Origin of the sequence: Paenibacillus lacisoli (assembly GCF_030580655.1) — a bacterium.
In the GTDB taxonomy this organism is placed as follows: domain Bacteria; phylum Bacillota; class Bacilli; order Paenibacillales; family Paenibacillaceae; genus Paenibacillus; species Paenibacillus lacisoli.
The window spans coordinates 16,624-37,676 of the sequence record NZ_JAUQTB010000023.1 but is presented as its reverse complement, the minus strand read 5'-3'; the positions used below and the strand labels follow the sequence as shown (position 1 = coordinate 37,676).

Genomic DNA, 21,053 nt, shown 5'->3' with positions numbered 1-21,053 from the left:
ATGCTGTCACAAGCAGCTTAATCACGGGATTTCTGTATGAGGGGTGTTTTCAAACTGCACTTTTGTTGACAACTCCAGTGTTTATGTAATTATCAATTATCTTGTCACAAAAATTTAAGCACTCTGGTGTAAATAGTTCATCACCAAATTAAATCATTCCTTCACTCCAAAGTTTAGTTAGTTTCACTTTAAATAATTCTTGTAAATTCATAATAATCCCCTCTTCCCTAGATTATTTAGTGTTATTCTTTTATCAGATTCATGGTATATCCCATAGCGTCTTACACATTCACGAACCAGAGAGGCTAAATTTGCCGCGGCGATCAAACGAGACCGCCGCGCCAGTTGAAGACTTAGCTTTGCAGGTGTTGTCCACTGAATCTGCTCCTCCGAAATGCCCCAGCGGACCGAGGGGGCGAAAGCGACTAATGCTTGAATGCGCGGTTATTTGATGTCAGGACCATCTATGAATAACTTTCAATACCGGTCTTAACTGTAATCTTCGATTAATACTAACTTTTCATCCTTCATCTGATAGATGGATTTCCCCTGAAGTTTTACTGATTCTCCTGCCTTCATTCCATTAGGTAAATCAACTGACAATACTCCTTCATAATCAATTTCAACTTCTGCTTTATCATCTGTAATGGCAATGCTCTTAATGACTTGACATCTTTGCAAGAAGATTTGGGCTGACTGTTCTGCCAATGCACGGAATTCTTCAATTCCCTGTGTTTGTGTATTCACATCACCGTTTGAGATGTTCCTAAATTGGACGCTTTCATGTAAAACATCTAACATTCCATCAATATTAAACGTATTGTACGCCTTTACATATTGTTCAATAAGATCTTTTAATATCGAGTTTTTCATTTTCATTCACACTCCTGGGTTTTGAATGATTGGTATATCTTCTAATACAAAGAACTTCCCATACTTTCCTTCATCACTAATGCTTCCGACTTTAACCTCTTCTGAATTCAAGTAGTTATGTAAAGATAGAATGTCATTCGTAAAAAAAGGCGAGGCGCAAAATGCCCGCCGTGTTATACACTTTATGTGGAAAGAACTTAAATTCATAGGTCATTCAAACAGATAATTTTACTACCTTTACTTTCATAATAACGCAGCATTTCGTCCATTTTCCTTTTATCATAACTGGTAATGCAATCTGATAGGACATGAACGCCATAATTTGCTTTACGTAAGTTGTAACAGGTTGATTTAACACAAGCAACAGCATCCGCTCCTGCTATGTAGAAATCACATATTTCGTTTGCACTGATAAAGTCTGTAAATTCTTTACTGCTTAATGCATTTCCTTTATATTTTGTAAAAACATGTTCTGATACTATGTTCATGTCTGAGGCTAACTCAGAACCATAGGTATTGGGTTTAAAAGTCCTCGTGCCGGCTGATAAATTTTCATGCCTTATATAAATAACATGAATATTATTATGGACCGCCCAATCAATAGCTTTATTGATATTGCCAATAACTTCCTTGTAATTCTTGGTTATGTCATTTTGAATATCAATTATGACTAAGGCTTTTTTCTGCATCGTGTTCCCTCCTGTTAGGTACATTGATTTGTTTGCTTTTTTAATATACCTTGTAATTGTTGACAACATTATGGCAACGATCTGGCAACAATCTGGAAAGATAACAAGAAATTTGGAAGGCGGCGATCAGATGAAAGTTGACAGGCTGGTTAGCATGATTATGATACTCCTTGATAAAAAGCGCATAGGCGCACAGGAGTTAGCAGATATGTTTGAAGTTTCACCCCGCACAATCTACCGCGACATAGACACTATCAACATGGCGGGTATTCCTGTTCGCTCAACATCGGGAGTGGGCGGCGGCTTTGAAATTATGCAAAAATACAAGATTGATCGAAAGGTTTTTTCGACTGCAGACCTTTCCGCTATCTTAATGGGACTTTCCAGTCTTTCCAACATGATTCGAGGTGATGAACTGGTAAACGCCCTTGCGAAAGTCAAGAGCTTTATCCCTGCCGACAGAGCGAAAGACATTGAAATAAAAGCAAATCAAATATATATTGATTTAAGTCCGTGGATGGGCAACAGGAACATACAAACCTATTTAGAAATGCTCAAAACAGCTATACAGGAACACAAGCTGCTTTCGTTTGCATATGCAGACCGCTACGGAAATAAAACTTCACGAACAGCCGAGCCGTATCAACTTGTATTGAAAAGTAGTCATTGGTATTGGCAAGGGTATTGCCATAAAAGAAATGATTTTCGCTTATTCAAACTATCACGCACATCAAACCTACAAATACAAGAGGAATTTTTCACGCCAAGAGATTATCAAAAACCGAAGTTGGATTTTACGGAGATCTTGGCAACTATGCAAACAAAAATCAAAATTCGTATTCATAAATCTATCATAGACAGGGTACTTGATTATTGCACTTATGAAGACTTTTCGTCAGACGGGGATGAGCATTGTTTTGTTCGTTTTCCTTTCATAGAGAACGAATACTACTACAATATTCTTTTCAGTTTTGGGGATAAATGCGAGTGTTTAGAGCCGTTACATATCCGCACAGAAATGAAGCGCAGAATACATGATATAGCTACCATATACGAGAATTAATACATGGAGGTAGACGAGTTGCCTTGCCATTTTTGTTCAGTGAGATGAGCACAAGCGGCAGGGTCGACAGACTTCGTCTCGCAGTGGTTGTCGCCTGAGTCTACTTCCTCGATCCCTACCATCTGGCGATTCAAGGAGCTCACAGGCTATGCAGCGTGATTATAGTTTTATAGGATGTTACCGAATTCTTTGAATCCTCTACAAATCATGCTTCTTGGATAACATCCAATTTAAGAATAGGTTTATATCACTTATTGCATCTATTACCGTTCCTCTGTATTTTTCATTATCCCTTAATTCCTGTAATATAATCCAATAAAATTAGCTCTTCAAGCATTTGTCGTTCTAGAATACCTTTGATTTCCTGATCGGTGTATTCTTTTATCTCTAGATATTTTCGCTCCATCGAATGCTCCTACATAATCATTTTGAAGTTGGTGATATCCTATAACGTTTCTGTATTCATGAATCCGGAACGGGTTGTCTGCTGATATGCTCCTATGGATTTTTTTACAGGCCGATGCTGCAAAGGAGCCGCTGCTTGAATATGATGTTATGAGATGTTATTACCATCTTTGAAATCTCTCTCAAGTTGGTTCCCATGAAAAGCGTTTATCATAAACTCTCTGTCTGGAACTTTCAACTCCTCAAAAGACTCCAGAAATGCTTTATTATCATATGTGGTTCCTATAAGTTGAATACTCCATGTTCTTTTTTGCAGTTCTACTACCGCGTACCTTGCAATCGCATGATCATTACAACCTAATGCTCCAGGATTCAAATAAACCCTTTGATCAGTCTTGAAATAATGGATTGGATGATGATGACCAAAACAAACGAGATTATAAGGTGAGCCATCATACCTTGCGTCTAATTTTAAGCCCGAAGGGGTTTCATCGATTATTTCTCTTTCTCCGTTCTTCATATGGTAATGCGTTATCAATATTTTTTGCCCTTCTATTTCAACTTCTAGTGTCTGAGAGAGATTTTCTATAAACTTGATATTTTCTTTTTTTAGCTGCTTACCGATCCACTTATGATGTTCAGCGATCATTTCATGACCCGGCAAAGTATCCTCCCCTTGCAGTAGTTTTAAAACCGCCTCTTCATGATTACCTGATACCGCCGTTACATCCTTTCGATTCATGATCTCTTCAAGCACTTCGTTAGAGTTAGGACCAATACCAATCATATCGCCCAGACAATATGTATGTTCGATATCCCCGCGGGAATCAATATCAGAGAATACAGCACTCAATGCCGGATAATTACCATGAATATCAGTTAGAATTGCAATCTTCATGTATACTTCTCCTTCAATCCGTTTTATTTATTATTGATTTTTTTGTAATATTTTTTTATAACGTTCTTGTATTCACGATTTCAGCGAATGCTGAGGTGTCTGGCGTAGATCTACATAGAATCCCCCCTCTCTCAATACATCCAGTCCCAAAAGTCTGTTAGCCATTAGCGATATGTTGCCCTCGGCTGTTAAATAAGAACTTCATAATAATTGCTCTTCTTTTACATAAACATTGTACATAGATTTCCTGTTGTGTATACTAAGATTGTCGAAACATTTTTATGTCCATCGAGGTTGGCCTCTCGATGCTGATGATGACAAGCCTGACTATCTTATTCAATATGAAATCAATGGTTCAAAAAGGGGTGTGGGTGTTAATCGGAATTAATATGTTTGTAGGTCTGAATGTCGTAATGAAGTTAACAGTTTACATCAGCATTGTAGCCAATCTCACTACTTATAGGTATAACCTACTGATGAGTCCGTGAAAGCCGGCCGAAAAGTGGTGAGAACGACACCTGAACTTCAGGTGTTTTTTTCTTTCCCTGCATTAATTTCTGATAACGTTCGTGTGTATACAAACCCTAGAGGCTTAAGGTGCTACAGCGTCGGGTCCGCCGGGACTTAGCCTCGCAGGGTTGTCGGACTGCATCCACTTCCCCGACTACTCTTCTGCCAGACCGAGGGCGTCAGCCGAAGCGTGAACACGGTGTTAGATGGAGTTACCTTGAGTTACTCACAAAATCCCTCATGCCCTCTCTTAACATACTAACCCCTTCTTCTACACTCTTCATGTTCTCGTCGTCATTCATATTATTCCTTGCATGTAATAATACCGGTCTTAATGATTCTACTGAATTTCCAAATGGGTACATCCATTCATATCTAGGAACCATCCACAAATGAAAGTGATGTGTTGTATCTTCATTATAAAAATAATAGACCTTATCGATTCCCAATCGTTTTCTTTGTTCACTTCTGAGCTTATGAATTAACGAAATAAATTCTAATCGCTCTTCATCTGTTAATTCATCCATGCAGTAAAAATGCCTCTTTGAAGCCAATATAACTAACCCTTTGATTGGATAAGCAATATCCTGATGGACATGAAAGTTGCTTGACTCAAAAATCACCCCACCTGTTGAAGTAATCAAGCCACTTGTCAATGCGCAGCTTACACATTCGACTTCTACTGATCTTCCATCAGCCATTGTAATTTGTCTTGGCATTTTGCACCTCATAGTTTTTGATTAAGTACCTGCATTGTAATTTCATCTAACGTTCCTGTATTCATGGATCCCAAAAGGGTTGTCTGCTGAAATTCCTCCTCGAAATCCACCTTGCAGACCAAGGCTCCGAAAGGAGCCGCTGCTTGAATATTATGTTATGAGATGTCATTGGCTTCTGCGAACTATCCCCAAAACATTCCGTTGTGTCCTTCATCCACGATCTTTAACTGTGTTTCAAAATCTTCATTCGGTTCTATGTCATCTATGAAATGCCATTTCCCTTTACTGTCTTGCCAATAAATTTTCCATTCATTCTCACCTAATCTAAACTGAGCTACTGGCATCTGCACCCATTGATCACTTTTGAATCCTTGTCTTTCTTCAATTAATGTCACGTGATTTCCTCTGATCTTGTAACTAATTTTAATTTGGCTTTTCACATGTTCTGGCACTGCATTTTCGGTGTACTTGTCCATAATCTTCATAATCCGCTTCTTCGTAAAATCATCCATGAATTAGTTTCGCCTGCCTTATTCTCTTTTGCCTTAATTATATCACGATGATTTCTCATAACGTTACTGTACCCACGACGTCCCACCGACTTAAGGCTGCGCCAGCAGCCGGCCGCGATGCGATGTGTCCGCCTGAATACACTTCTTCTGCTTATTACCCTCGGGCGAACCGAGGAGCCGTTAGGCTACGATGCGTGGATATGATGTTAGATGAAGTTTGACACTTCCCTGTGATACTACATTAGTTCTTTACTAATTGATTCTGATTGGCTACTCTCATTTATGTTTACAACAAATCCATGCTTGCCATAGAAATGCTTCAATCTATCAATGTGATCCCGATCAACATGTGAAAATGAACCAGATATTCTTTTAACTTTTATTTTCTTAGCTATTTTAAAGAGTTCCTCCATTGCAATTGATCCGAATCCTCTATTTCGGTACTGTTCGGAAACTTGTATATCTTCTATTTTTATTGAAGATTTTTCTTCGAAATGAGATACAAAAAAACTTAAGTTTACATTATGTGAAAATGAATATATGCTTTTAACAAATACATCTAGCAAATTTATTTTTGAATAAACAACAACCCATTCGTCTTTGATTTGTCTAACAGACAAAATGGTATATTCCTGACCTATAAGATCATTAATAAGAGCACTATACTTCTGCGATTCCTTTTTTTCTGATTTGTATTTATCTCTTAATTTGATGGCATTCTCTAATCTCTCATTTAAGTCTTGTACTTCTTATGCATACTGGGAAATAATAATTCACTGATTTGTGACATGTTTTATTTGCTCCTTAATTTAGCTATTTCATATTTCACCTAACGTTCCCGTATTCACGCCCCGGCGTATGCCGGGTGTCCGACACATGTCGAACCAAGAGCGAATGCTCGCAGCGTGAATATTATGTTAGGTGAAATTACTTAATAAATCTTAAATAATGTAGATCGATTTATATATAAAGAAAATGTCCTTTAACATCTTCATAAGTTAACTTCAATACTAATTTTTCGTCGTAAGGAAAAAATATAAAATCCAATTCATGAAGCTCTGCAAACGAGATTAATACTCTAAGATGCAAATGACTAATTCCTCTCACTACTCCTCCCGCTTTTTCACAAACTACTTCTGCTGTTTTTTTTGATAAAAATAAATAAAAGTTTTGCTTTTTCACATGAGTATAAATTATATAACTACCTGTTACTTGTCCATTATTCTCCTCCATAAGAGTCCAAAAAGGTTGCCCCAAAACCTTTTCATTCGGCAAAATCACTCCAATCTTTGCAGAAATAACCTTGGTCAAAAGAGGAAGCTCACCTAAAGATAACAACTCAATTCCATAATGTTTTGCAAATACTTCGGCCCCTTCTTGAAATCCACTTGAAGACACCATTATTCCAATACAATTATCCAAATCATTTAGTTTTGCATAAAATTCCTGAACACTCCCTTTAGTAATTGCACGAGCATGATTCTTACATTCGATAGCAACTTTATGATTAACACCCACTAATTCAAATTCATAAAAAGCATCAATTTGATGCAGTGATCCTGATTTACCTAAGATTTTTATATCTCTAGATACTTGTATATCTCTGCCTTCAAGAGATAAGAGTGATTGGTATACGTAGTGAACTAGTTCTTCGAATTTCTTTCCTTTATCTTCCATTTCTTGTTTTAGATTAAACACAAATTCACTCCTAAACATTTTTATATAATTTCACCTAACGTTCCTGTATTCACGAAACCCGAAGGGGTTATCTGCTGTAATGCCTCAACGAAATCCATCTCGCAGACCAAGGCTCCATAGAGCCGCTGCTTGAATATTATGTTATGGGTAGTACCATTACTCCAGAGGAAAATCACTCAATATAAATTGGTTTATCCTACTTGGATGTCTCCCTATACGCCCTTCATTATCAATGAATCCTTTAATTTCTATATTACTTTTCTTTAATAGGTTCCTTATGTATGCTTTTCTTTTGGTGTATTTTAATTTTTCAATTCCCCAACCAATAATAATCAAGTCAGTATCTGCTATAGAACCTTCAATATATTCATCATTTAATTCACCTACGGCCTCTGAATTGTTTGATAAAGCAGAAGGGTCTGTTGAAATAAATGCATATAATTTTACTAACCTAAGTGCCAAAATCATTATCTATTAAGAAATTCATCAATTTACAAACACTCACATCCGTTTTTAATACATCTGCAAAGCTCGGATTAATCATAATCACAGTCACTTTTTCTTCTCATTGTCCCAAACTCTCTCAAGCAAGTATCTGTGCCTTTTGTCTTTTGAAAAAATCACTTTTGATTGTATTTTAGCTTCTTGAATTATTGTCATATAATTTCGTTCCTTTCTATAAAACTTCTTTAGTGGTATTTCCCATAACATTCCTGTATTCATGAACCTCGCAGAGGTTGTCTGCTGTAATTCCTCTCCGAAATCCTTCCCGTAGATCAAGGCTCCGTTAGGAGCCGCAGCTTGAATATTTTGTTAGACGAAGTCACAACTTCTTTGCTTAAGCATAAATTGCTATTGGAATTACTTGTATTGAAGGTCCTTCAATCTCAGTAATCAAATCCGGTATATTCATTCCATTCCCTGAAAGCACATTAAAATTCCCTACTAAATCACTCATGACATCGGTATTAAAAATACCAAAGCTTGTTTTTCTCAAAAGGTTTATACTTTCTTCACTTTCCGATTTTACAACCCTTATTACCTTACCTAAAACTTTAAATTTGCCATCAATGATCTCATAAGCATCTTGCTCATTAAAATACTCTAAATTACATGAAAGAACCGCTTTAACTTTGTTATCTAGATCAACAATCAAATCAACTGATTTTGATCTGGTGAGGTCATTTAATACAGCCTTCATTTGCTCTAATATCATTTCATTTTCATTAGGTTGTTTTCTTCCATTATTTTTAGGTTTCGTTTGTCCCTGATCTATTAAAGGTATGAATGCTTCAAAAACTTTAACGAATGTCTCTATTGTATTAACCATAGGATTCTTTCGTAATACTCCTTCTAATTCGACAAAATCACCTGTGCGAATCTCATCTTTTTGAAGAGCTTCTAATGATAAAAAGTTTATTTCGGATTGTTCCTCCAACGTAGTTTTAAGTTTCGAGAACAATGAGGCAGGTGTATGTACTCTCTCTTCCGAAAATTCCTGTGTACTATCATTTTTAGAAGACTTTCCAAGCTTGCTTGATAGTGATACCCCTAACAAAGACAATAAATTGCTTGCAGTTATAGACCCACCCACTTCAGAGCTTTTGGATTCCGAGTCTACGGCTTGAGTTTTGACAGCACGAAATTTAGAGAATCCATCCTCTAAAATAGCTAATAGATCAAAAACAACCTGTTGATTTAAGTAAATTGGGATATTTAAATTATTCGATTTCATTTACATTCTCTCCTTTTGTGATTTTGTCTAACGTTTATGCATTCACGAACCCTCACCGACTTAAGGCTGTCAGGCCGGGCGCGATGCGCTTAGTCGGTGCAGGGTTGTCCGCTGAATTACTTCTTTGAAATCCCTCTTGCGGACCGAGGAGCCGCCAGGCTCTAATGTGTGAATGCTTTGTTAAATGATGTGGCCGACATCTTCGAAATTACTAACAAGATCGGTATTCTAATCTTCTTTCCAATGTGAGTAGCCCCCACCGGGGGTAGATACAACAAAAAAACTTCCTGGTCCTTGAAGTTGCCATCCTTCATACCACGAGCTGTCATGAAATAAATCAAGATATACATCTCCGTCAAAAGCCACAGAAAGATCTGATATGTCTTCATAATGTATTATGTCTTTTATCGTGTTTCCTACCAGAGCTTCTTCAAATTCTAAAAATGCCTTGTCTTTTTTGTCCTCTATTTTTGTTTCTGGTTGTCCTACTATAACTCTATTACCTTTCCTTAATCTCCATGGACACTCAATTGTCAGATGTCCATCATCAAGAATAAGAATTGGATACATCCTGTTTATCTCGTTAACTTTCTGTCCAATTACCGAAACAAAGTTAATATTGCTCGTATTTCTTTGCACTTTGTCACCTTCGATCTATAAACTTATTCGGCCTTTTCGCCTAACGTTCCCGTATTCATGAACCCCAAAGGGGTTGTCTGCTGAAATCCCTCTTCGAAATCCATCCCTCAGACCGAGGCTCCAACGGAGCTGCTGCTTGAATATTATGTTATATGATGGAAATTTTTCTTTGGTATTGCTTACTCTCCACTCTTTTTCATTGCTCTTTTTATTTTGATTCATCGTTTCAGATGTGTTATCATATTCTTAAATAAAGACCAAGTGCGGCGAACACTTGGTCAGTACAATTGGCTTGGATGGTTAATCCCTTCTTAAGTCAAGTCAGGACAAAAACCCACCTTTGGCTCTCAACCTTGGGGTGGGTTTTTACTTTCTCTTGTTGTTATTAATGTACGTTAAAAGTGCAAGAATGAATGTTCCGAATAACAGCATTAGAGTCATCGCATCTTTCACTTCCATGGTTTCACCTCCTTTCGAAGGGAAACCATACCCACCCAAGATTCAATTGTATCTATATTTTACCTGTGTTTACATCTCCGTACAAGTGTTCTTATCCGATTTTTTTATTATTCTTTTCAGCCCATCATTTCTATCACATAACGTTCTTGTATTCGCGAACCCTGCACTGGCTTAAGACAGCTTCAGCTGCCGGGTCCGACGGAATTAGACAGTGCAGGGTTGTCTGCTGACTTCACTTCCTCGAAAAGCTTCTTGCAGACCAAGGGCCAAAAAACCTGCAGTGTGAATACTGTGTTATCGGATGCCCTGGACATCTTTGAGTTGCCTCGAAAATTATTATCTTCTATATATCAATTCATTCTTTAGATCAAATACAATAGGTTTCCCTGGTTCTTTGTATTTCCATCCTAATCTTATTGCTTCTATTATCATTTTTCTTACTGCACCTGGTTTAATTAGCCTTTGATTCATGGTTTCAACATAGGGAAAGTTTACCCAAAAACTATCAATATCTGATTCTATATATACTTGTATTCTTTGTCCCTTTATTGTCTCATGTTCTGCAATAAACACTGAATAACCGCTATCGGGAGAAATAGTCCATCTAAAAATTTCATCATTTATATTAATTGTCCTTGAATCCCTTTTATTTATTGTCACTCTGGCTCACATCCATCATGGATTATTATTTAATATGGGTTTCCAGGGTTTCCGATAACGTTCCTGTATTCATGAACCCCGAAGGGGTTGTCTGTTGAAATCCTTCTCCGAAATCCTTCCCGCAGACCAAGGCTCCGAAGGAGACGCTGCTTGAATATGATGTTATTGGACGGTCTTGCCTCCTTTGAACCTACTACACATTTCTCTTCAATGTTTCTTCATGTATGTGTTTTATGTGTTTATTGATTTTTCATGCTTCTCATTTTTTATGTCATTTCATTTTCGTTGGTCTTCGTTCTTAATTTGTCCTTGATCCTCAATCTCTTTTGATCTATTGAATGTTACTCGACCTTTTTTTAACCCGTTTTTATAATCTGTTTTACCCTTCAATGTCATTTGATCTTTTCTTTGATCCTTTTTTTGTTAATCGATTTTTGACCTTTCATTTCTTTCATCCGATCCATTCAAGGTTTTAATCCATTGCAAGTCTGTTCATATAACATCATCTATCTGAACTTCGTGTATACCCCGATGGACAGTAAATTTATGTACTTCTTCTATTATAATCCATGGCAGGGTGTATGCGAAGTCCCACATAATTTTCTGCCATCCCCCTGTCTTGGCTACACCTCTTTTCATTCAAGATCCAACTCCCCCTTGTCCAATCTTCTCTCCGCCCTTCTTTGCCCTGCATCGCTTACTCCCTTCCCTGCCTGCTCTCATTCATCCAGATTCATCCGATCAAGCGGGCTCTGGATTCGCTGGATGTTCTTGGTGCTGACATGTGTGTAGCGCTGGGTGGTCCGTGCGCTCTGATGACCGAGCAGTTCTTCGATATAGCGGAGATCCGTGCCGCCTTCAAGCAGATGGGTCGCAAATGAATGGCGCAGCGAGTGAATGCTAACTTTTTTGACAATGCCTTCTCGTCTTCTCGCCTCTTCGAACACTTTCTGGATGGTACGCTCGGTCACATGACGACGGGAATCCTGCCCTGGGAACAGCCAACCCTGTGGTTGATGCTGGGCGGTATAAGACTGCACCATCTTCATAGCTGTAGGGGATAAAAGAGTATTCCGATCTGTTCTTCCTTTCCCCTGCCGGATACGAAGGACCTGCCTTGCCTCATCCAGATCGTCCGTACGCAGTCGAACCACCTCGCCGACCCTCAGTCCGGAAGAATAGGTCAGAAAGAGGACAGCCTGGTGTTTAATGTTCGTTACGCCCTTTAGCAGCTTGATGACTTCGTTTTCTGATAGTACATTCGTTAAGGTGTGCTGCTTCTTGGGACGGATATACTGTATTTCAGTCACCGGCTTGTTCAGAACATATGTGGCGTAAAACCGTATCGCACTAATAGTTTGATTGACGCTAGAGTGGGATATACCATGAGCCAGCAGTGCGTAACAGTATTCTTGAACGGCTTTGCTGCTGATCCGTGATGCATCGTCCGGGAGGGTATGCAGCAGGCGCTGTACCTGACTGCAGTATGCCTTGATTGTCTTCCTGCTGTAACAGCGTAAGCTCAATTGTTTAACCAGGACAGCACACTGAAGGCCGTTGTCTTTCTTCGACGAGCTTATATTCTCCTTAAATGACCTGCATTCTGACTGCAGCGCCGGTTCGATCCGAAACCTCTCTCTCGGAAACATTAGCAGCAGCTGCTGTATTGCAGGCTCTATAAAGGGAATAATCCACAACTTCATCGCCGGATCTCAGCGTCTCCCCTCAAGGGTACGGATTAGCGTAAGATCGCCTGGGTGGTAGGGCAGCTGGATTCCCAGTGCATCCATAGTTAACTTCAGAACCTCTATCTCTTCTTCACAAATCAAATACTCCTTCTCATAACATTTACTGTCCGCGTTAAGAGCTGCGGAAGGGGCAGGTGCCGGACTTGAACACAAAAAAAGGCCGCTCTCTTTCCCCATGAAAAAGAAAACCGCCTTCCGATGCTTTCGGAACTTTTTGAAAATAAGCGTCAAACTCCGTACATAATGGTCTGGACCGAGCAAGGTTTATATTTTTCACTCAAAATAAATAGATGAAAAAACGATAAAATAATACCTCAGAACCAGTTCCTAAGAACTAATTGAACTTCGAAACCTAACATAAATATAGCTATATTACGATATATCACAGGTATAGATCTTGCATAGATGGCCTGCGCATGCATGAGCAACACGAAATTGCACGGACCTCTAGCAAAATAGGAGTTAAGCATCGGAGAAAATTGGATTAAGGAAAACAACATACATAGACTTCGTCCAGCAACATATCTTTTAAACATCATCTAAGGAGTGAACCACCTTGTTAAACAAGCTTCGTTGGAGTACAATGCCTTTCTTTGCCAAAAATTTGGTCATATCATTCGGTAGTATCGTGCTGATTGGTGTCATCCTCATCACTGCCGCTTATCAGCTGCAAAAGAATATTCTAGTGAAACAACTGCATGATCAAGCAACCGTCATTACACAAAAATGGTATGTCGATCTGGATACAGCCAAAGTAAATGAAGCTATGAATGAAAAAAGCTACACTGGCCCTGCCCAGCAAAAAATGAAAGCCTACCTTGATTCTATTCACGAATTCTATCCAAACATTGCGCAAGCGTATATTTTCGGTTCAGAGCTTAAGGATGGAAATGGCACATCCATTATCGCTGTTCCTACGAACCTGGTAGAGCCCTTCCAGGAAAGCCATCTTTCCATTGGCGATATGTACGAATTGCCCCGGGATAACGTTGTGGCGCTGGAACAAATAAAGGCGGACGGTAAACCTGCCTTCAGTGATTTCTACACCGATGATTACGGTACCTGGACAACATTGATCTATCCCATCAAAAATGCCGATGGCTCCATGTACGCCGCTCTGTATTTCGATGTAGATGCAAGTGCAGTGCCTGAAGGTCTCAATGAATTGCTGTTGTACGGCTCGATCTGTCTTGTTGGTTTCCTGCTTCTATTCATGGTCCTGCAGTTCATGCTGCTGAAGAGAACACTTGCCCCGATCCGCAGCCTGATGCACGGTATTGAGGAAGTTAGCACAGGCAACCTGGATGTAAAGATTCAAATCGGGCGCGACGATCTAGGTATTATCAATAAGAAATTCAATACCATGATTCAACGAATCAACGATACGATGTACAAGGTACAGAATACGTCGCATCATCTGTCGGATTCGTCTAAGAAATTGCTCAGCATCTCTGAGAACAATAACGAGAGCATTCAAAGCATCAGTAAGCATATGAAGGATATCTCAAGCGGACTTCGCTCTCAAGACCAAGCAACCGTTGAAAGTGCACGTGCCATGACAGAGATGTCCGCCGTTATTCAGACCATTGCCAGCAGTTCATCTGACGCAGCGAATCAAGCCTTAAGCATGGAGCAGCGCTCCAGTGCTGGTAATGAAGTGATGCAGCAGGTCATCGAGCAGATGCGCCTCGTTGCCGGTGCAGTCGAGAATACGTCTGAATCTATTCAATCCCTTGAAAATAACTCGAATCAGATTAGCAACATTGTCAATATGATTACGGAAATTGCTGGACAAACGAACCTGCTCGCACTCAATGCTTCTATTGAGGCGGCTCGCGCTGGTGAAGAAGGCAGAGGCTTCGCCGTCGTAGCCGGAGAGGTTCGCAACCTGGCAGAACAATCCCAAGAATCCGCCAAACAAATACGTCAACTGATCGAAGAGATCCAGCAGAATATTGTCCAATCTTCCGAGTCCATGCAGCTTGGCTCTGAGGAAGTAGAGAAAGGTTTGAAAGTTACTCAGGAGACTGGCGCTTTCTTCGAGAACATTCTTACAGCAACGAATAAAGTTGCGAACCAGATTCAAGATATCTCGAGCTCTACAGAGGAAATATCAGCGAGCACTCAAGAAATGTCTGCCACTGCCGATGAACTATCCTCAAGTGTCAGCAGAGCGGCCAGCAGCAGTAAACAGATCGAGCAATCCATAGAGGAACAAGAAGCCTCCATGGCTTCTATCGTCAGCGCCTCTGATGAACTCTCCGAAGTATCCAAAGAATTGCAAGAATTAATCTCATTCTTCAAGGTGCGAGCGGAATAAGAAAAGCTCGGCTGAGTGGCAGAGATGCTATTCAGCCGTGTTTATTTTTAATAGTACCGTGCAGAGAAGTTATTATAGCCAGCCTGTGGCGCACTCAAAAAAAGACACCCTCTTCCTATAATAGAAAGAGAGTGCCTTTAACCTTAAATGATTAAACCCGCTTGTGCCGGAACCGGATCAGAGACCATACGACCAGCAGCAGGGTAAACCCGACCGAGACGCTGATGCTGACCCGGTTCGATGAGTCGAACATGAAGCCGACCGCAATCACAGCCAGACACAGTACGGTCAGGCCTGTAATGTACGGAAAACCCCATACCCTAAAGCTCGGCTGAACCGGATACTGCCTGCGCAGCTTCAATTGGGCCAGACAAATGCACAGCCATACCAGTACGACTACAAAGCCCGGTACAGCCATCAGAATGCTGAACAACCCGTTCTGTGCAACAAATGCAATCATCGAACCGATCAGCAGCACGACCGCACAGATGATGAGACTGTTGACCGGTACACCGCGCGAATTGGTGTGTGAGAGCCGCCGCGGCGCCTCACCCCCCACAGCCATCGAATGCAGCATCCGGGTTGCACCGTAGATACCGGAGTTGGCCGCCGAGATCACTGCTGTCACCAGAATAAAGTTCATGACGTGAGCCGAGCCTTTTAGCCCGGTAGACGATAGAACCTGCACGAACGGACTGGTGCTGTCACTGAGCTCGTTCCACGGAATTAATCCGCAGATGATCAGAAGCGGCAGCGTATAGAACAGAACGACACGCAGAATGAAATTTTTGACTACCTTCGGCAAAATTCGATCTGCGTTCGCGGTCTCGGTCAGTGTCATGCCGATCAGCTCCGATCCTCCAAACGAGAACGTAACCACCAGCAGTGCGGACAGCACGGCCTGCCAGCCGTTCGGGAACAACCCGCCATGCTCGACATAGTTGCTGAACCCGGGTGCTTCCGAACCCGGCAATACGCCGAACAGCAGACAACCGCCCAGTATAATAAAAATAATGATCATCGCAATCTTGATGCCTGCCAGCCAAAATTCAATCTCTCCCAGCTTGCCCACACTGAAGAAATTGATGCCAATCAGTACGGCTGCGCACAACAGGCTCAATATCCACAGCGGAACATCTGTAAACCAATACTGCAGGAAGCTGCCTGCAGCTACAACCTCAATTACACATACCGATAACCATAGGAAGCAGTAGAGCCACCCTATAATGAATGATACTCTTTCCCCGAAGGCCTGCCGGATAAAATCTTTCATATTCATATTCGGGTATACCGTTGCCATCTCGGCAATGGCCCCCATGACGACGAGCAGCAGCAGCCCGGCGAAGATATAAGACAGAACCACACCGGGTCCCGCCAGCTGGATCGTATCTGCACTTCCTTTGAAAATGCCGGTCCCAATCACTCCGCCCATAGCCATAAAAATAATATGGCGGGAGCTTAATTTCTGCTGCAGTCCTGATTTCTCTGTCGGTGTCTTGTCTTCTGATGTCATCCTGTGTTGCCCCTCCCTCAATACAGCAGTCGCCTTCGTACGTTGCCGCGCTGGTGCACTACTGTTCAACCCTGTTTCATCATAAAACCACATTTTCCGCATGGAAGCAATCTTTTTTCGTTATCCGTATACTGGAATCCGCCTGGCTGTCTTCTAGTTTGGGATGTTTGGGCAATAAAAAAACCTGCCGGCAGGCCGGCAGGCTCTTCTTATCAATATAAAATACCGGTATGTTACGCTTGTACCAGTACAGGTTCTGCATAATTGTTAGGCATTTCACGGCGCTTGCTTGTTACAACATCAGGCGGAGTAACAGCAGGTGCCGACGGATGCAGCAGCCAGGATTTCACGAAATGTGTATCCGATACCTGATAAAGAGGCGGCTCCTTCTCGAAGTCTATCTCCATGGCATAGGTGCTGCGCAGCGCGAATGCATCGCCTTTCGGCGGCTTGATCAGATCCGGAGGCGTGCCCGGAATCGCTGTCAGTGTCTTACCCTTGCTGTCCAGGCTTGGCATGGAAGCCAGAAGACCCCAAGTATACGGATGGCGAGGATCGTAGAAGATTTCATCGACTGTACCTGTCTCAACAATTTGGCCGGCATACATTACCGCTACACGGTCTGCCATTTTGGCCACAACGCCGAGATCATGTGTAATGAAGATAATCGAAGTCTCGATTTTCTTCTGGATTTCCTTCATCAGTTCCAGAATTTGAGCCTGGATCGTTACGTCGAGCGCCGTGGTCGGTTCGTCAGCAATCAGCAGCTTCGGATCGGCTGCCAATGCCATAGCGATAACGACACGTTGTCTCATACCGCCGCTGAATTCATGCGGATATTGATTGAAGCGCTGCTCGGCGGCAGGAATACCTACCAGCTTCAGCAGTTCGATAGCACGCGCCTTGGCAGCGTCTTTGGCCATATTTTTATGCTTGAACAGAACCTCGGTAATCTGCTTGCCCACCTTGATGGTCGGGTTCAGGGAGGTCATTGGATCCTGGAAGATCATACCGATCTCATTCCCGCGGATCTTCTGCATTTGCTTATCTGTCTTGCTGATCAGTTCCTGTCCGTCGAACAGAATTTGACCGCGCTTGTAAATGCCCGGCGGCTGTGGAATCAGCTTCATGATCGCCTGGGACGATACGCTCTTGCCTGAACCGGATTCACCAACAATGGCCAGTGTTTCACCTTTGTCTACATGAAAGCTTACGCCGCGGATGGCTTGTACTTCCCCGCCGCGTGTTTTGAACGAGATTGCCAAATCTTTAACTTCCAATAAATGCTCCATCTTATCACTCTCTCCATTAGCCTGTATTCAGCCCTATCGTCATGAATCCGTAATCATATGAAAATGCGGATTGTCCTCTAATATGCTGTAAAGGGTAACGACACCAAATAACGTTTTACATTTTATACAGAATATGCTAGAATCTCGGCTAAAGCAGCACCGACTTGGCTGCAAGTACGGGTGTGCTGCGCTTTTCTTCAGCTCTTCCATATTACATATCAATATTTATAATATCTATTTATGCACCCTCCAGTCAATAGGGTATGTGCGGTCCGCGACCTGTAACATCTTCCGGTCACGCATTTTGGCTCAAAGCGCAACCAATGTGTAACTTTATTCGTTTGTAATAAGTGGAGGTGTTATTCAACATGAACAAACACATGACAAAACGCTCGATCCTATTCGTATCCTTACTGACACTCAGCATGAGCCTGTCCCTGGCAGCCTGCGGACCGAAACCGCAATCCAGTCCGTCTGTCCCTGCCAAAGAAGAGACAAGCCAGAATCAGCCAGAAACATCTGAGCCTGCCGCACAGCCAGAGATCCAATCCGCTCAAGGTGTATATAACGGCGCTGCCGATCCGCATACGGTAGAGATTGAATTGAACGGTCAGGCCACCGCCTTTCAATTAGGTGAAGGTCTGGAGAACACCGTCAATGACTTTGAAGAAGGCGACAAAGTAAATATTGAGTATCTGGAAAAGGCTGTTGAAGGTGATTCTACAGTCAAGCAGCTGATCTTAACCAAGATTGAGAAAACAGACGGTGCTTCGGACAGTGCTGGCAATTCCGGAGGCACATCGTCCGGACAAGGGTCCAATACTGCTGGTACAGAGCGCCCGGCCACGCAGGAATTTGAAGTAACTCTTGAAGGCAGCACAGAAAAGCAGCCGGCACAGCTGGCTGAAGGCAATGGCTACTCCCTGTATGTGTTTGATCCGATGTCCTTCTTCCCGGATCAGAACCGGGTTGCCATGGCGGTGGATGACCATTATTATGCCGAGATCAAGAAGCTTCCTTCCGATTTCAGCCTAGATACACTTGAGCAGGAAGGCCGGGAGGATCTCAAGGCTGCAGGAACGGTGTCCAAGGTGGAGAAGTCTTCTTACCCTAGTGGGTTGACCGATGCACATCTGGTCCTCCAGGCTGCGAATGACAAGACAACCGAACAGTATATCGTCATCGAGAATGCTAGCGGCGGCTTTGCCGTTAAGGTTAGCATCCCGCAGGGCGAACCGGCCGAAGGCTTCAGCAATTATATCTATACGACACTGCAGACACTGCAGGCAGCGAGCAAATAATCAGATTTGCATAGAGAGACCGCCCAGAGGCGGTCTTTTTATTTTTGCTAATACTAGAGTTAGACATAATGAATAGATAACATGTTCCAATACAGAAGAAATACCGTAAACATCCATGCAGCGAAGGCAGCAGCGCATAACCATATCGTTTTCTTGTCCAACCCCAAGGCTGCCCGCAGGCGGCTCCATATCATCCAGACTGCCAGCAAAGAAGCGAGCAGCGGCAGACTGCAAATCCCCCACTTGTACCAGCCCGGGAAGCCGAACTGCATGTTCCTTAGTCCCACCATCAGCTGGACCGGTACGTAGATTGTAAATAGGAGTGCAACCCAGTGCAGTTGGGAGAAGGGCGCTCGTGAACCTCCGGTCAACCAGCTGAAGATATATCGAACAGCCCATACCACCAGCACTATGAGCCACAGCAGAGCTTGGCTTCCATAAAACAGCAGCTGCCATAAGGATGAGTTTAATATCCCGCTGCCTACCATGGTCACTCCTTCCAGACCTGTCATCTGCCACACACCATTCTTCTTATGGAACCACACACGCTGCTTCCCGCCCTTTTCCTGATAGACGCCGTCTTTGACCGGAACAAATAGGCTGCCTTCACCGGTGGAGCCAGGCCGCTGGATCCACACTTGCTGTCCCTTCACTGTGACATGATACACCGATAGTTCCAAGAGACGAACCCATCGGCCCCAGCTGTGCTGCGGGCTGATGGAATAGCTGTATGATCCGGCAGCCTGCTCTACAGGAAATGATGCGTTCTCTCCCGGCTCAACCACAGGCAATGGAGCAGAAGGCAGAAGGATATCCGCTACCGCTTGGACAAGCCTCTCATGCATAACTGTTCCCGAATCACTGCTGTTCGCCACAACATAAATTCCGATTTCAGCAGAAGGGATCAGTACCATCCAGGATTCAAAACTATCTACCTCTCCACTATGTGTCAATATGCGGGTTCCATGATTCAGTTCACCTTCAAACAGTCCATACGTTATACCCGGGAGAAGCGGATGGTCGGCATACTGGCGCTTCTGCATCATAGCCAAGGTTGCAGGTTGCAGGCTGCAGGATCCTTTGGCTGCCATACTGCCCCTGATTCAGAAGCGCGACCATAAAATGGGCAAACTCGGCAGGTGTCGTATTCATTCCTCCGGCTGCGGGCAGGTTAACCCAGCCAGGCTAAATTCGCGTGTATCCCTGTCCTTGGCTGTACGTATAGGATTGGGCCAACTGTGCCGGAGGGGCTGCGCTGGAATCAAGAGACGCTGTTGGCATATCGAGCGGCTCAAATATATGCTCAGACATATACGTTTCAAAAGGCTGACGGCCTGCTCTCTCGACCAGCAGTCCTATCATTCCATAGCCCGCATTATTATAATCCATTTGTTCACCCGGCAGCCGTACAGGAGGCTGGTTACCGAAATACTCATACAAAAGCTGTTCCGCTGCTACCGTTGAATCTCGCGACCGGGCTGCAGTCTGGTACAACAGCTGATCCAGACCCGCGGTATGGGTAAGCAGATGTTTCAGTGTAATCGGCCGGTTCTTGTAGTTAGGCATCCCAGGATGGGCCAAATACCTGTTGATATCAGCGCTCAGGGAGAGCTTTCCTTTCTCCACCAGCTGCATGGCAGCAGCGGCTGTCAATGGCTTGGCGAGGGATCCCAAACGCACTATACTGCGCTCAGGGTCCATTTTCACCTGACGCTCCATATCTGCCCATCCGTAGCCCTTGCTCAACACAACCCTGCTTCCCTTGGTCACAATCACCGCCGCTCCCGGGATATGCAGCTTTTCCATGCTTTCCGAAGCTGCTGCATCCACCGCCTTTTCGATACGATGCCCCACATCCTTAGGAACTGAATCCGCTGCATTCACCACGTTCGGTCCATATCCCCACACCCAGATTGCCGCTGTCAGGAAAAAGATTCTGCTGCGGAGAGCCAAACTGATTCCTTTCATTCCAATGGTTCCCCCATTTCATATAAGATCCATTAACAGACTACCTCCTCT

At 42.7% G+C, this 21,053-nt stretch carries 22 protein-coding genes; 3 read left to right on the top strand and 19 right to left on the bottom strand.

All coding sequences use genetic code 11. From position 1 onward, the window contains the following. Positions 1–489 precede the first annotated feature (489 nt). Both Q5741_RS20860 and Q5741_RS20855 read right to left on the bottom strand, forming a co-directional pair. Complete coding sequence (locus Q5741_RS20860; RefSeq protein ID WP_305026040.1) at positions 490–873, bottom strand: nuclear transport factor 2 family protein; 384 nt, start codon at positions 871–873, stop codon at positions 490–492. Between the two features lie 203 nt (positions 874–1,076). Further along, positions 1,077–1,562, bottom strand: coding sequence for a cysteine hydrolase family protein (locus tag Q5741_RS20855; RefSeq protein ID WP_305026039.1), 486 nt, complete (start codon positions 1,560–1,562; stop codon positions 1,077–1,079). Between the two features lie 70 nt (positions 1,563–1,632). Here Q5741_RS20855 and Q5741_RS20850 point away from each other — a divergent pair, with 70 nt between their 5' ends. Beyond that, positions 1,633–2,625, top strand: coding sequence for a helix-turn-helix transcriptional regulator (locus Q5741_RS20850; protein WP_305026038.1), 993 nt, complete (start codon positions 1,633–1,635; stop codon positions 2,623–2,625). A gap of 553 nt (positions 2,626–3,178) precedes the next feature. On the opposite strand, the gene Q5741_RS20845 is transcribed toward Q5741_RS20850, so the two are convergent. The 13 genes from Q5741_RS20845 to Q5741_RS20790 all read right to left on the bottom strand — a co-directional run bounded on the left by Q5741_RS20845 (position 3,179) and on the right by Q5741_RS20790 (position 12,785). After that, positions 3,179–3,928 carry a metallophosphoesterase family protein gene (locus Q5741_RS20845; protein ID WP_305026037.1) on the bottom strand — a complete coding sequence of 250 codons (750 nt, stop codon included), beginning with the start codon at positions 3,926–3,928 and terminating at the stop codon, positions 3,179–3,181. Between the two features lie 722 nt (positions 3,929–4,650). Further along, entirely contained in the window at positions 4,651–5,157 is a 507-nt protein-coding gene (locus tag Q5741_RS20840) for an HIT family protein (RefSeq protein WP_305026036.1), read from the bottom strand. Between the two features lie 182 nt (positions 5,158–5,339). Beyond that, positions 5,340–5,669: a DUF3024 domain-containing protein gene (locus Q5741_RS20835; RefSeq protein WP_305026035.1), complete on the bottom strand. Its 330-nt coding sequence runs from the start codon at positions 5,667–5,669 to the stop codon at positions 5,340–5,342. A gap of 236 nt (positions 5,670–5,905) precedes the next feature. Continuing rightward, positions 5,906–6,289, bottom strand: a complete 384-nt coding sequence (locus Q5741_RS20830; protein WP_305026034.1) for a GNAT family N-acetyltransferase — start codon at positions 6,287–6,289, stop codon at positions 5,906–5,908. Positions 6,290–6,629: 340 nt separating this feature from the next. Next, positions 6,630–7,367: a restriction endonuclease gene (locus tag Q5741_RS20825; RefSeq protein ID WP_305026033.1), complete on the bottom strand. Its 738-nt coding sequence runs from the start codon at positions 7,365–7,367 to the stop codon at positions 6,630–6,632. A 156-nt stretch (positions 7,368–7,523) separates the two neighbouring features. Continuing rightward, positions 7,524–7,829, bottom strand: coding sequence for a DUF1643 domain-containing protein (locus Q5741_RS20820; RefSeq protein ID WP_305026032.1), 306 nt, complete (start codon positions 7,827–7,829; stop codon positions 7,524–7,526). Continuing rightward, on the bottom strand, positions 7,819–7,911 hold the full coding sequence (locus tag Q5741_RS21725; protein ID WP_407074399.1) for a hypothetical protein: 93 nt from the start codon (positions 7,909–7,911) through the stop codon (positions 7,819–7,821). The genes Q5741_RS20820 and Q5741_RS21725 overlap by 11 nt, the downstream gene beginning before the upstream one ends. A 294-nt stretch (positions 7,912–8,205) precedes the next feature. Continuing rightward, positions 8,206–9,102: a DUF6414 family protein gene (locus Q5741_RS20815; RefSeq protein ID WP_305026031.1), complete on the bottom strand. Its 897-nt coding sequence runs from the start codon at positions 9,100–9,102 to the stop codon at positions 8,206–8,208. Between the two features lie 228 nt (positions 9,103–9,330). Further along, on the bottom strand, positions 9,331–9,741 hold the full coding sequence (locus Q5741_RS20810; protein WP_305026030.1) for a DUF6188 family protein: 411 nt from the start codon (positions 9,739–9,741) through the stop codon (positions 9,331–9,333). A 366-nt stretch (positions 9,742–10,107) separates the two neighbouring features. Continuing rightward, positions 10,108–10,200 carry a competence inhibitor ComI gene (comI, locus tag Q5741_RS20805; RefSeq protein ID WP_007431380.1) on the bottom strand — a complete coding sequence of 31 codons (93 nt, stop codon included), beginning with the start codon at positions 10,198–10,200 and terminating at the stop codon, positions 10,108–10,110. A gap of 336 nt (positions 10,201–10,536) precedes the next feature. Further along, on the bottom strand, positions 10,537–10,860 hold the full coding sequence (locus Q5741_RS20800; RefSeq protein ID WP_305026029.1) for a hypothetical protein: 324 nt from the start codon (positions 10,858–10,860) through the stop codon (positions 10,537–10,539). Positions 10,861–11,579: 719 nt separating this feature from the next. Next, entirely contained in the window at positions 11,580–12,386 is an 807-nt protein-coding gene (locus tag Q5741_RS20795; protein WP_305026028.1) for a tyrosine-type recombinase/integrase, read from the bottom strand. 186 nt (positions 12,387–12,572) lie between these two features. Beyond that, positions 12,573–12,785: a hypothetical protein gene (locus Q5741_RS20790; protein ID WP_305026027.1), complete on the bottom strand. Its 213-nt coding sequence runs from the start codon at positions 12,783–12,785 to the stop codon at positions 12,573–12,575. 406 nt (positions 12,786–13,191) lie between these two features. Between Q5741_RS20790 and Q5741_RS20785 the strand changes: the two genes are divergently transcribed. Then, positions 13,192–14,928 carry a methyl-accepting chemotaxis protein gene (locus Q5741_RS20785; RefSeq protein WP_305026044.1) on the top strand — a complete coding sequence of 579 codons (1,737 nt, stop codon included), beginning with the start codon at positions 13,192–13,194 and terminating at the stop codon, positions 14,926–14,928. A 151-nt stretch (positions 14,929–15,079) separates the two neighbouring features. On the opposite strand, the gene Q5741_RS20780 is transcribed toward Q5741_RS20785, so the two are convergent. Then, positions 15,080–16,441 (bottom strand): amino acid permease, encoded by a 1,362-nt coding sequence (locus tag Q5741_RS20780; RefSeq protein ID WP_305026026.1) that lies wholly within the window; start codon positions 16,439–16,441, stop codon positions 15,080–15,082. 233 nt (positions 16,442–16,674) lie between these two features. Next, positions 16,675–17,733, bottom strand: a complete 1,059-nt coding sequence (locus tag Q5741_RS20775) for an ABC transporter ATP-binding protein (RefSeq protein WP_305026025.1) — start codon at positions 17,731–17,733, stop codon at positions 16,675–16,677. Positions 17,734–18,101: 368 nt separating this feature from the next. Between Q5741_RS20775 and Q5741_RS20770 the strand changes: the two genes are divergently transcribed. Continuing rightward, positions 18,102–19,034 (top strand): hypothetical protein, encoded by a 933-nt coding sequence (locus tag Q5741_RS20770; protein ID WP_345784179.1) that lies wholly within the window; start codon positions 18,102–18,104, stop codon positions 19,032–19,034. A 59-nt stretch (positions 19,035–19,093) separates the two neighbouring features. Here the strand turns inward: Q5741_RS20770 and Q5741_RS20765 are convergent, their stop codons facing one another. Further along, a complete protein-coding gene (locus Q5741_RS20765; RefSeq protein WP_305026024.1) occupies positions 19,094–20,080 on the bottom strand; it encodes a hypothetical protein in 987 nt (328 codons plus the stop codon). 139 nt (positions 20,081–20,219) lie between these two features. After that, positions 20,220–21,002: a serine hydrolase domain-containing protein gene (locus tag Q5741_RS20760; protein WP_305026023.1), complete on the bottom strand. Its 783-nt coding sequence runs from the start codon at positions 21,000–21,002 to the stop codon at positions 20,220–20,222. Positions 21,003–21,053: the final 51 nt, after the last annotated feature.